The following is a 12386-nucleotide window of genomic DNA, read 5'->3' as shown; positions in this document are numbered from 1 at the left end:
TCATAATATCCTAAAAACAGAAAGTCTATTGACTTTGTCCATTTTGTTGATTGGCCTGACGATATTGGTCGATGGCTTCTTTAATTTTTTCTTTTCTGTTTTCCGGATCCGGATGTGTAGAGGTAAATTCCTCACGACTTTGTCCACCGGAGGCTTGTTTAAGAATTTCCATTACCCCGATCAGTTCTTCAGGTTTAAATCCGGCATCCATCATAAATCGGACACCTAAATTATCTGATTGAAGTTCCTGGTCCCGGCCATATTTCAGACTGATTAGGGCTGCAATTTGTTGGGCAGCTTGGGCAGATTGGTAATCACCCATGGCGATCCCGGCAGCACCTGCAATTCCTTGCCAAAGCTGATCCTTTTCTATTCGTTCACCTGCATGTCGGGCAATTACATGCCCTATTTCATGCCCCAATACACCTGCCAATTGATCTTTGGTCTGTAGTTGGTTAAATAGAGCCCTGGTGATGAAAATTTGACCGCCGGGCAGTGCAAAAGCATTGATGGTGTTGGGGTCTGCCAAAAGATGAAACTGGTATTGGTAAGGAGTTTTAGAAGCAACACTTTTTTGGACTAGACTGGCTCCAGTTTCCTGGACTAAAGCCTGGGCCCTTTGGTCCGGGTCCATGCCACCATACTCCTGTATCATGGCAGGTTTTGATTGTAAACCAATTGCAATTTCCTGTTCGGGGGTTAAACTGATGTGTTGATATATGCCTAAATATTCATTGTAAGTTTCAGTAGAACAATACCGAAAATAGGAAAAACCGGCAATTACAAGGGCAATAATAATCGGCGCTCCAAGTCTTAAACCTCCTCCACGTAATTTGTTACCGCTGTAAGATTCCCTATAACCCGGGTTGTTCCTGAATAAGCTCATATTTTTGACTTTAACTCTAAATGCAACAAAATACAAATAACAGCGTTAACATCCTAAGGTCTGCCCCATTTTCACCCTTTTCCAAGTTTTCCTAATTTAATTTATTAATATGAACAGAATAATGTATTTGTTTGGTATTGCCATTTTGATCGGCAGTTTGGTTACCCTAAGTTCCTGTAAAAAGGAAGATGATCCTGGTCCTGCGAAAGTAGCATTTATTAATGCATCACCGGATGGAGGAATAATGAATGTAGTCATTAAAGATTCAGCCAGTTATTTTGGTTCAGTAGGATTTTCCAGTTTTATTAGTTATAAGAATGTTGACCCGGGCAATCAGGTAATCAACGTTAAGGATAAATCAAATGGAAGCACTTTGATCAATTCAAGTTATGATTTCGGGGGGGACAAGGCCTATACTCTTGTTGCACTCAATCCAAAATCGAGTCTTGAGGTTATTGTTTTTAACGACACCCATGAAACACCGGATACTTCAATGGCCTATTTACGTTTTGCACATTTGATTTCAAATGGTCCTTCCGTTGATATTTATATTGATGGCGTAAAGGTGTCCAACAGTTTGTCCTATAAACAATATACAAATTTTGGAAGCGTGGCAGCTAAGCCAATTACAGTAGAAGTTAAACTACCCGGCACCAGTGTTGCCTTGTTCAGTTTGTCAAATTATAAGGTGGCTGCAGGAAAGAGTTATACCATTTTTGCATATGGATTAATCGGAGGAAGTGGATTAAATGCACCCGGTTTAAATTCCATGCTAAACAATTAAGAGTTTTTCGTTTGTTGGTAATAAAAAGAGGTGGAAATATTTTTCACCTCTTTTTTATTGCAATTATGTACAAACATAAAAAAGTCATTGTAAAAATCTATTCGTTAAAAGCATTATTTGAACTCCATGCTTTCCGAAAACTATGTTCATTCAAAGCTGCACTGAAAATTATTTACCAATAAATTCAGGTTTTCTTTTTTCAATAAAAGCACTTACTCCTTCCTTGAAGTCATGAGTTTGAGATGCCAATATTTGAAATTTTAATTCAGTTTCTAATTGTGCTTCCAATCCGTGATGGATGGATTCGTTAAGTGCATATTTTGTATAGATCAATCCTTTGGTAGGCATTGCTGCAATTTGGGAAGCAAGTTCTTTACTAGATCTTTCAAAATCATCATTTGCAAACACTTTATAAATCATTCCCATTTGTTGTGCCTCATGAGCGGATACTTTTTCTGCGGTCATCATTAGGGCAGAAGCTCTCTGCCATCCAATTAATCTTGGCAACATAAATGTTCCACTACAATCCGGAATCAAGCCGATTTTACTAAAAGCCTGTATAAAAGAAGCCCCTTCATTGGCCACCACAATATCACATGCCAGGGCCAGATTGGCACCCGCTCCTGCGGCAACCCCATTCACTGCAGCAATGACAGGTTTGTTAAGTTTTCTGATGCGCAGTATGAGGGGATTGTAATGTTCTTCTAAAATGGTTCTGATTTCCGGCCCTTCAGGGTCGACTGCTTCTTTCAGATCTTGTCCTGCACAAAAAGCCTTCCCTTTTCCGGATAAATAGACTACTCTGATTTCATCATTTGAGTAAGCACGATCCAAGGCTTCTTGCAATTCAAGTGACATTTCACGATTGAAGCTATTAAAAACATCAGGTCTGTTAAGGTAAATGTAGAGTATGTGATTGTCTATTTGAACTTCCAGATTTTGCATATTGTAATTTAAATGTTGATTATATAAGGCTCAGAATATCATAAAGTTTAAAAAATTTAAGCTGAAAAGAGAAGCAGATTTGTTTGCCATATGAATTTCCATTCAGACTTTTATACAAATCCCTTATGTTGGTTGAATGGTACAATGGAAAATAAATGTTCCATACATCACCCGCTATATGAATATTTATGCCTCCACTCATTAGCCAAACATTTTTATTTGAAAAATTGTCATCCATGTATACCGCATCAAAATAGGGTCGAATTATGTTACCTATATATTTGATTGGAAGATCTGTACTTAAATTGACAGCAGTTAGAAATTGGTTGGTATTTCCCAAATTATTTCTTTGACTTATTCCAGGAGCAATTTTCATACCGCCTTGACGGATCATAATTTGTTGTGACCATATTCCTTCATCTCTGCTTCTACCCAAAAATAGATTTTCATTGGTATAATCGTGATATCCCTGAAAGGAGGCACCTGCGGAACCACGAATAAAATTTTGTTCGTTTCTTGCAGCAATTGCTGTAGATTTTCTTTGTGAATTTAATGGAAAGAAAGATCCAGCCACCCTTAATTCAAAATATCTTTTATTTTGGATTCTGAATTTTTGATTGAATTCAAGATCTGCTCTTAAATAATTTTGGTTTTTAGCGAAGGCATCCTGATAATTTTCAAATTGTAACAAGGCTGTAAAAGATTGAGGTGATAAGATTTTAGGATTTTCATAAATATATTTTAGTTCATGGATTTGATTGTTGAGATGACTTATTCTGAAAGTTGAATCTGTTGCGTTAAAATCGGTCACCTCATCTCTTATGTGATGAAATTGATAGGAAAATTTAGATTGAATAAATTTTGAAGGTGGCGTATTCAACGTAACTTCTACATAAGGACTGAATTGCATATAATTTAAAGCTTCCTTTAATACCTGCTTTTCATCATACCCAAATCTTTTGGCGTGTATTCCAATTTTAATTGAGTGCAGAGCCCCTTCACTGAAATGTTTTGACCAGGCAGCATGAGCCTTTCCGCTCAGGCTTTTATTGCCAAAAGAGTACATCGGCATGGCATTAAAAGTCCAAACTCTTGGTGGAAAATAAGGTTGAGAAATATATAAACCCGCCATAAACCCATTGTAGGAATTCCTGCCAACGACAGGAGTAATTCCTATTTCGGTTTTTCCTGGATTGTCCACTACAGGAAATAGTTTAAATTGAAGTGGTTCGATTTTTTTAAAAATGCCATGATTGCGGATGGTGTTGTTATGACGGTACAAATCATAGCTTTGAAATTTGGGATCAATAATATAATGGTCTACACTTTCTTTTGGCAGAGTTACTTTACGGCTTCCTTGGAAACCATCGATCCATTTGGAATATTTGATTTGATTCTCCTGCATACCGGTAATTAAAAAAGGCGCAGGAACTTGTCCTGAATTTTTTATTGAGAGTAGGACAGAGTCATTTTGATGCTTGATTTTGCTGATGCGGTAATCCATTTTTTTATTGGTGGTCAGAAAATAGTGGAACAGCCAGTCCATGTTCTTCTCTGTATTTTCGGAATAGACTTTTTCGAGGTCTTCCGGATATGGATGTTTGAATTTCCAGGCCTCATAATATTTTTTCATAATCCGGTCAAAATTGTCCACACCAAGATACTCCTCAGCATCTTCAAACAGTCTGGAAGATTTTGTGTATACATCATTTCCGTAATTTATCAGACTAAAATTTTCACTGTGTTGGTCAGGAAACTGATCTAGATAAGATCTTCCCATGTATTGATAAATCAGTTCATTTTCTTCAAACCCTCCCGTGAATTTAGACATCATTCCGAGATTGTCATTGGAAGAGTTTGGATAATATTCTTCCATATATCTGTCTTCATAGTAGGAATTTAATCCTTCATCCAAATAAGGATGCTCCCTTTCGTTGGATGCAAGAATTCCATAGAACCAATTGTGTCCAACTTCATGGGTTATCACTTGATCCAAACTTTTTGCAAAGCGTTCATTACCAATTACTGTGATCATGGGATACTCCATTCCTGCCCCTGCACTCAAAGCACTGTGAACGGCAGTTGCCTGAGGATAGGGGTATTCTCCAATGTGCTTGGAGTAAAATGCAATGGCACGGCCTACATATTTCACAGCATCTGTCCAGGCACCCAGTGTATTAAACATGGCCCATGTTTCTATTTTTTTTCCGGATTCCAAGACCACTTCATCTTTTTGTACATAGAATTTTTTGTCGGCAAACCAGGCAAAATCATGAACCTGCTCGGCTTTGTAAGTGATGATTTTAAATTTCTTAGAGGATGCGAGTAAATTTGAAAATTTTTCTACTCCATCCTTGATAAACTGGTCTGTTAATGAGATTCGTTGTTTCAAAAATTCTTTCTCAGTTTCCGTTTCAAGAGTTCCCGTGGCTCCGACTACATAGTTTTCCGGAATTTTAATGGAGACCTCAAAGTTTCCGAACTCAGAATAAAATTCTCCCTGATCTAAATTGGGCATTAGGTGCCAGCCTTTGTGATCATAGACAGCCGGTTTAGGATACCATTGAGTAATTTGATAAGTCTGACCCACATGCCCAAGACGGCTGAATGAAACGGGAATTTTAACTGTAAATGGAGTCTCAATGATGATTGTATTACCTGGTAACAGCGGATTTTTTAAATGCAACCATGCCTGATCAGGTTTATTCTTTAAGTACTCTAATCTTACTTCATCCTTATTAACGGTAAATCGTAGGTTTTGAATGGATCCTAGTTCATCCGGTTTTGCATCGTAGAATTTAGTTTTTCTATGAAGGAGCTTTTGTTTCCCAAATTCTGTGTTTTTATTGGAAAAGGCGTTCGGCCAAAGATGCATCCCAATCCGATCCAACACGTCAGGACTTTTATTGGTGTATTGCATAGAAATCTTACCCTGAAGCAAGTGGTTTTCATCATCGAGGGTTACTTCTATTTTATAATCAACGATCTGTTGAAAGTAGTTTTTTTGTTGTGCAAAACTTCTTTCCAGATGCAGGCTGAAAAGAAAGATTAAAAGAAGCATAAATCTGCCAGCACATGGTTTTTCATTTTTAGTTGTGGTCATTTTTTTAACTTGTTGTTTTCTCCTGTGGTACTTTAAAATCAACTTGTATTGAGGAGGGATGTTTTGTATATGCAATATCATTAAATTTAAATCAATAAGGAAAAATTCGATTGTTCAAAAATAAGCAAACAAGATGTCAATTCTGAACAAATTATTCTTTTGAGGTTAATTTTTAGTAAGCATTCATTATTTTTAACAATTTAAATTTTACTAAAGCATGAAATAAACACCAAAGTTGTGAGGACAATAAAGTTTTTCCACTTTACCCATTGTGTAGAAGTCATTATTTTTGATTGGCAGGAGTTTTCTTAATAAATTGATATTTTCCTAAAATGCCGATGGGATTACCATTTGAATCTGTAATCACATTAAAATAGGAACATTCAAAATCCTTACTGAAAATGATTTCACCATTTGGGGCATTAAAAACGCTTAATAGGGTTTTGTTGTTTAATCCTTCGTTATTCTGTCTCCTGCTGGACATGAGGTTTGTTTGATTTCTAAACTCTCGCAATTCTCGTGACCAAGGTTCAATATTTAGGTTCGTAGCTAAAATTTTGGGTGAAAGTGATAGATTGAGCGCATGTGAAAGAGTATCCAGAAACAAATTTAATTTGTTGTAATCATGTAGCGTAAATGGAGGAGTACTGTTGCAAATTCCTACAATGAAATCCTGATTTTCAGAATTTTTTAAATGGGCCAATATTACCGGATTGTTGTAAATGGAAATGGTATCCACTTCCTGGAAACTTTTTTTACTAAAAATTCCTTTTCCCATAGGGTCTATTCGAAATATTGTAATGTTGGAAGGATAGTTTTTAACGAACAAATTGGTTAATTCTCTCCACTCAGGGGTTAATTCTTCGAAAATGACCAAATCCGCCTGAATGCTGTCCAAAATTCTGAAGGTATTATCTCTGTCATCTGTGCTTAGTGAAGGATTGGCAAATAAAACGGAAATAGATAGATCTGAATTTTCTGATGCAAATTTTATAGAGGTGTTGAAAGATAATTGCAAAAACAAGGCTAAAAATCCGGCACATCCAAAGGCTATATACAAAATCCAATTAATATCTAGAAACATAAAAAGAATCCCAATAGCCAGACAAGCAAACATCCAATAGGTGGCATACTTTGCAATCTGTTTAACAAATAAATACTCAGGAGGAAACAAAAACAAGGTACTGATGCCTATGATTCCAATTACCACTGACCACTGAAATATTCTATTTTTAAACCAATGTGATTCCTGAGAATTCAAGCTAAGTTCGATTTGGTTACAAAAGTAACTTTAATTAGTTACTTCTTCCCATTATCGACGACAATCAGTTCTTTATATACATGTTTTGAACCTTCAGGATGAATGAGTTGCATACTTAATATATAGTTTCCTGAAGGTATTTTTTGTTCATTTTTGTCAATGCCATTCCATTTCAAAAGTTCATGAGGTCCAAGAATCTGATGACTGATGACACGGATCAATTGCCCAAACAAGTCATAAATTTCTGCTCTGATTTTATAACCACTCAGTTCAAGATTGAATTCAATGCTCAGAAAGTCTCTATAGCCATCCTGATCCGGGCTGATGATAATGGATGATAGGTTGTATGGTTTATTTTTTTTTGTTATTTCATCCAAATATTGACTGTTTTGAATTCCAGGAGTAGCATATTTTACACCCGATGAAGCAGATTGCCAATGATTTTTATTTGCTGTTAGCAGAGATGGGTTTATTTTTTCCAGTGAAACACCTTCTTTGTTGATTAGTAATGGATTATGCCAGTCTTGCGAATATTGTAAGGAATCTATCACTACCAGACTGTTGTGTATTTGGATCGCTAATAGAAGGCACCCACTTTGATCATCGAAAGAAGGAATTTCAGTCTCTACAATATGATGTGCTTCAGAATAAGGATATAGATTGATCAAACTCTCTTTATCACGTGTAAGCGCAACATAAGATTGAGGTAATAAAAGATAATCAGAATTTATTTTGATGAATCTGGGTTCAGAGAGTGGATTTGAAATATACAGATCTCTTATATTAATTGCTTTATTACTTTTATTATAAAGTTCCACAAAATCTTCGCCACCTGATTCCGGATTAAAAAGAATTTCATTCCAACTAAGATCTCCAAGTTCTGGGACACCGGGAATATAAATTTCCACATCTATTTCCGACATTGAATTTCCTGAGCAGTCGGCAAGATTTTTAATATTTAGCAAATATTTATTTCCACTTACAAGAGGCATGTCAAAAAATAGAATCACTTTACTGTTTTCAGTGGAATGTAAATTTGCAGTGGTGGGGACTAAATCATTATTCAATCGAAAGTTAATAATTTGTTCCACAGAAGCCGGGTCTAAAGATTCATTAAAAATCAGCTCTAGCTCAAATGAATTGGATACTGCGTAAGTGATTAATTCAGGCGCAATTTGGTCAGTTTCTTTATCATATCCAGTATTTATAATTCCAGGTGTACCACCTAAGATATGTTCAGTGGGCCCCCAAACTTCTGAACCTTTGCAAAATTGTAATGGTTTTTTTAATTCTAAACTGTAGCCACCATTTTTTTTAAAACTATTTTGATACCATGAGTCTGAAAAATTTACCTGGTGTATAAGATCACCGGATGCATCAAACAATCGAAGGATTTCTTCAGAGTTGTTAATGGTTGGAAATTTAGAGAGACCAATTCCTTTTCCATAATTCTTAAATAGCGAAGAGTCAGCTTTATGGTAAATGAGAATGAATGAATCCGGCTCAATTATAAAATCCGGAAAGTTTTCCGAAATACTGGAACCATCAGCAATACTTAAATTTTTAAGTTGAAGATGTTTTCCTGAAATGTTCAGCAGTTCAATAAATTCAGTTTCCGGAAGTCCTGCTGTTGGACTGGGATCTGCCATGAATTCATTGATCAGAATTTCTCCGGATTTTGCAGGATAGTGTTTCTGTGAATTAAAGTTGATGTATTGATTTTCACGGACCTGGTTACCTGAAATATCCTGGATATCTTTATAAAAGAGACGATACTTTTTTTCTGGTTCGAAGGCTTTGTCAAAGGTTAAAATTAAATTCCTGTCATTAGGTGGGCATTTATCTACCTTTAAAGGATGTGTAAATGAATCCAAGGAGTAGTTAGTAACGTTTAATGTTTGCAGTTCGTTCGTAAATTCATTGAATTCAATTTTCAATTTGGAATCATCCAATACTTCTGCCTTAATAATGTATGGAGCTATGGTATCCAAATCCTCAACTCTTATTCCAATATCATCAAATATAAATTTGTCTTTTCTGGTTTCAGTATAATAACAATGAATGCCAAAATATGAATCTTTAAGATCTAATTGAATAGAATCGTAAATTTCGGTTTCAACCATGAAGTTATTATCTCCAGTATAATCAGTAGAAACTAACCAAAGTGTGTCTGACATTCGTTTTATTGAAAATCTGCATTCGACCGGATCAGAAGAAAATTTTCCAATAATTCCTGATCCCAGTAACGATATCTTTTTGTTTTGCAGGGCATATAGTTGCCAGCGATCCTCATTTCCATTTTCGCCAATTTCAAGATAATATCCATCAGAAAATATAGGATTGGGTACATCTGCAGCCAAGTAAATTTTAAGTTTATTTGAGGCAGAGGGATTAAATAGCAGCTTGCAATAAATGGTCCAAATCATGCTGTCTGAACTGTATCGGTATGATCTGAATATACTGCTTTCACCGGGGCCACCCGCAAATAAATTAAGTTGGTTTTCTTGATTGACTTTAAATTCAGTTACATCGCCCGTCCATAGATTTAAGTGACCATCATTAAATGATTCGTACCATTGTGCAGAGACGAATAAAGGCAATAGCAAACAAAGTAATACAGAATATCTGCTCTTCATAGTAAGTTTATTTAGAGGTTAATAGTGTCTATCTCCATTCGATTATTTAATCGAATGATAATTTGTGTCTCATTACAAAATTAATAAATAATTTTATTGTAATGTATATTTTTTATTTATCTCCAAATCAGGCGTACCTTTGGGACTTCAATTTTAATTATGAAGATAGCTGTTGTAGGAGTTACCGGAATGGTTGGCCAGGTAATGTTGCAGGTACTGAAGGAGATGGGATTTGCTTCAGCAGAATTGATTCCGGTAGCTTCTGAACAATCAATAGGCAAAACCATTTTATGGAATGACCGGACAATTCCAATCATAAGTATGGAAGATGCAATTGCACTTAAACCGGCCATTGCAATATTTTCTGCGGGCGGAGCTACCTCCACAGAATTTGCCCCGAAGTTTGCAGCTGCGGGAAGTTATGTTATAGACAACTCCTCTGCGTGGAGGATGGATCCTTCTTGTCCACTTGTGGTACCGGAAATTAACAGTGGAAGTATCACTGAACAAACTAAAATAATTGCCAATCCGAATTGCTCCACAATACAGATGGTCATGGCTCTGGCACCCCTTCACCGTCAATATTCAATTGATCGAATAGTAGTGTCAACCTACCAGTCATTCACAGGGACCGGAATGAAAGCCGTCAGGCAATACGAAGCCGAAAGAGATGGAAATCCAGTACCCGAACCAAGGGCATATCACCATCCAATATTTGAAAATTGCATTCCGCACTGTGATGTTTTTCTGGAAAATGGTTATACCAAAGAAGAGATGAAATTGGTGCATGAGACGAGAAAGATATTGTGTGATCCATCACTTAAAATTACGGCAACGGCTGTGCGTGTTCCGGTCCATGGAGGTCACTCGGAGTCCGTGAATGTTACTTTTAAGAAAGACTTTCATATTTCAGATATCAGGAATTTGTTGAAGCAAGCGCCTGGCTTGGTTTTATTGGACAATCCGGAGAAATATGAATATCCTACTCCTTTGTTGGCTAAAAATATGAATGAGGTTTTTGTTGGTCGGATAAGACTGGATGAATCCCAACCAAGGACTATAAATCTTTGGATTACAGCAGACAATTTACGCAAAGGTGCCGCAACGAATGCTGTTCAGATTGCAAAATACCTGGTGGAGCAAGGTTTTTGTTGAAACATAACTACAAGAAATTCAATATATTATGAATTAAGGTCGCAAAAACACCTATCCTTATTTTTTTTTTTAAAGTTTTGGTTTGATTTTTGCACCCATTTTCACGGACTTCAGTGGTCGTATAAGAATACAGCATGACCCAATAATATGGCGTCAAAAAATAGTTTGAATTAAACGGGTAAAACAGCAGACATGCGGACAAGATTGGTAGTATGGGGAACAAATGCCGAGGACCAAAAGGTGCTTTTGGCAGTAGCCCTTCAGGCAGAAGAAAACAAAATTGATATTTGGGCAATCCCCGAAAAATCATGTAGTGAGGATTATTATAACCTCGTCATGACACAATGGAGAGAAGGCAAGGATCTTAATTTTCCGGAGGGCACGGTACACCGTACGACGGAGCTAACCATGTCAGACAGTATTCTTCCTGAGGATCTTAAGGTGGAACGGGGAGATATGATCCAGCGTGCTCAGATGGAATGGCATTTCGTTGTTTTATCTTCCAAGCTTTATCGCAATTTCAAAAACGATCTTGAAGAGCTTTCAGATAAGATCAAAAGACTGGAAGTTTATGACCAAAATCTTTGGGATGATCTTAAAGAACTTTGGTCAAATGTTCAAAAACACATCATGGATCGTAATCTGTTCAGAGATCATTCTGATTCTTTGAGACAAAAATCGGATGCGATGTTTGAAGAGCTTAAAAAGCTTCGTTCTGCTTTAAAATCAGAATTAAATCAAAAATCAAAAGTTTTGGTGGATGGTTTAAAATCCAAGATAGCAGAAATAGAAAAGAAAATCACAGAGGGTGCTGCACTGAAGCCTTTGTTTGATGACATGATTAAAATTCAGACAGAATTTAAAACCATGTCCCTGAACAGGGATGATCGCTCAAGTCTCATGTCTAAGATTGATGAAGTATTTAAAGGCATCAGAGCGAAAAGAGAATCCGGAAAACCGGGTGGTCAACGGGGTGATGCCAATCCGGCTAACAGAAACCAAAGTCGATATGAGGGTTTAATTCAAGCGATCACTAAAATTGAACAAGCGATTGCAAGAGATCATACCGATATTTCATTTGAGAATAGACGAATAGAATCATCTACCGGCCAACTTGAAGCGCAAATTCGCGTGGCTAAAATCAAAATGATTGAAGAGCGAATCAAATTCAAGCAAGAAAAGCTGGATGAATTACTCAAAGTTAAAGCATCTCTGGAAAAAGCGAATGACAATGCTAAAAAAAGGGAAGAGAAAGATGCAAGAAGGAATGAGCAAAGGCAAAAGGTAAAGGAAGAGGAAGAAAAGATTAAAGCCAAAATTCAGGAAAACATTCAACAGCAACATGAGACTTTATCTAATGAAGAAGAGAAATTAATAAAAGCTGCTGAAGAAATAAAGACCAGTAAGTCAAAGGCTAAAAATAAAACCGGACAAGCTGCTCCTGATAGCATAGAGTCCATTCCATCTCTTTCTGTTGAGCAAACTCCTATGTCCAATACATCAGAGGAAAATCCAACTGTTGAAGAAGATAAGCCAACCTCCAATGAGGAGGAATAAAAGACAGTGAGTTTGAAAATTTATTTTTTACTCCTACTCCATTCTAGTAATTTCTGACA

General features: G+C 36.5%; 8 protein-coding genes. 3 read left to right on the top strand and 5 right to left on the bottom strand.

What is annotated here, in order from left to right:
- Nucleotides 1-25: 25 nt before the first annotated feature.
- Nucleotides 26-886 (bottom strand): M48 family metallopeptidase, encoded by an 861-nt coding sequence (locus tag IPJ53_00780; GenBank protein MBK7797622.1) that lies wholly within the window; start codon nucleotides 884-886, stop codon nucleotides 26-28.
- 109 nt (nucleotides 887-995) lie between these two features.
- Here IPJ53_00780 and IPJ53_00775 point away from each other — a divergent pair, with 109 nt between their 5' ends.
- Complete coding sequence (locus tag IPJ53_00775; protein ID MBK7797621.1) at nucleotides 996-1670, top strand: DUF4397 domain-containing protein; 675 nt, start codon at nucleotides 996-998, stop codon at nucleotides 1668-1670.
- Between the two features lie 168 nt (nucleotides 1671-1838).
- On the opposite strand, the gene IPJ53_00770 is transcribed toward IPJ53_00775, so the two are convergent.
- The 4 genes from IPJ53_00770 to IPJ53_00755 form a co-directional block, all read right to left on the bottom strand.
- Nucleotides 1839-2615, bottom strand: coding sequence for an enoyl-CoA hydratase/isomerase family protein (locus IPJ53_00770; protein MBK7797620.1), 777 nt, complete (start codon nucleotides 2613-2615; stop codon nucleotides 1839-1841).
- 19 nt (nucleotides 2616-2634) lie between these two features.
- Nucleotides 2635-5718, bottom strand: a complete 3084-nt coding sequence (locus tag IPJ53_00765; GenBank protein MBK7797619.1) for a M1 family metallopeptidase — start codon at nucleotides 5716-5718, stop codon at nucleotides 2635-2637.
- 283 nt (nucleotides 5719-6001) lie between these two features.
- The gene (locus IPJ53_00760; GenBank protein MBK7797618.1) at nucleotides 6002-6979 is read right to left on the bottom strand and encodes an endonuclease/exonuclease/phosphatase family protein; all 978 of its coding nucleotides are present in this window, start codon (nucleotides 6977-6979) and stop codon (nucleotides 6002-6004) included.
- Between the two features lie 38 nt (nucleotides 6980-7017).
- Nucleotides 7018-9615, bottom strand: coding sequence for a lamin tail domain-containing protein (locus tag IPJ53_00755; GenBank protein ID MBK7797617.1), 2598 nt, complete (start codon nucleotides 9613-9615; stop codon nucleotides 7018-7020).
- Nucleotides 9616-9774: 159 nt separating this feature from the next.
- Here IPJ53_00755 and IPJ53_00750 point away from each other — a divergent pair, with 159 nt between their 5' ends.
- Both IPJ53_00750 and IPJ53_00745 read left to right on the top strand, forming a co-directional pair.
- Nucleotides 9775-10770 (top strand): aspartate-semialdehyde dehydrogenase, encoded by a 996-nt coding sequence (locus tag IPJ53_00750; GenBank protein MBK7797616.1) that lies wholly within the window; start codon nucleotides 9775-9777, stop codon nucleotides 10768-10770.
- A 192-nt stretch (nucleotides 10771-10962) separates the two neighbouring features.
- The gene (locus tag IPJ53_00745) at nucleotides 10963-12327 is read left to right on the top strand and encodes a hypothetical protein (GenBank protein ID MBK7797615.1); all 1365 of its coding nucleotides are present in this window, start codon (nucleotides 10963-10965) and stop codon (nucleotides 12325-12327) included.
- The last annotated feature ends 59 nt before the right edge of the window (nucleotides 12328-12386 follow it).

Origin of the sequence: Candidatus Vicinibacter affinis, assembly GCA_016714365.1 — a bacterium.
In the GTDB taxonomy this organism is placed as follows: Bacteria; Bacteroidota; Bacteroidia; order Chitinophagales; family Saprospiraceae; genus Vicinibacter; species Vicinibacter affinis.
The sequence above is the reverse complement of the archived record's forward strand: the minus strand, read 5'-3'. Positions and strand labels throughout refer to the sequence as shown.

Bases quoted from the DNA above. Each gene is read 5' to 3' on its own strand.
- IPJ53_00780 (MBK7797622.1), bottom strand. From the start codon at position 886: ATGAGCTTATTCAGGAACAACCCGGGTTATAGGGAATCTTACAGCGGT.
- IPJ53_00775 (MBK7797621.1), top strand. From the start codon at position 996: ATGAACAGAATAATGTATTTGTTTGGTATTGCCATTTTGATCGGCAGT.
- IPJ53_00770 (MBK7797620.1), bottom strand. From the start codon at position 2,615: ATGCAAAATCTGGAAGTTCAAATAGACAATCACATACTCTACATTTAC.
- IPJ53_00765 (MBK7797619.1), bottom strand. From the start codon at position 5,718: ATGACCACAACTAAAAATGAAAAACCATGTGCTGGCAGATTTATGCTT.
- IPJ53_00755 (MBK7797617.1), bottom strand. From the start codon at position 9,615: ATGAAGAGCAGATATTCTGTATTACTTTGTTTGCTATTGCCTTTATTC.
- IPJ53_00750 (MBK7797616.1), top strand. From the start codon at position 9,775: ATGAAGATAGCTGTTGTAGGAGTTACCGGAATGGTTGGCCAGGTAATG.
- IPJ53_00745 (MBK7797615.1), top strand. From the start codon at position 10,963: ATGCGGACAAGATTGGTAGTATGGGGAACAAATGCCGAGGACCAAAAG.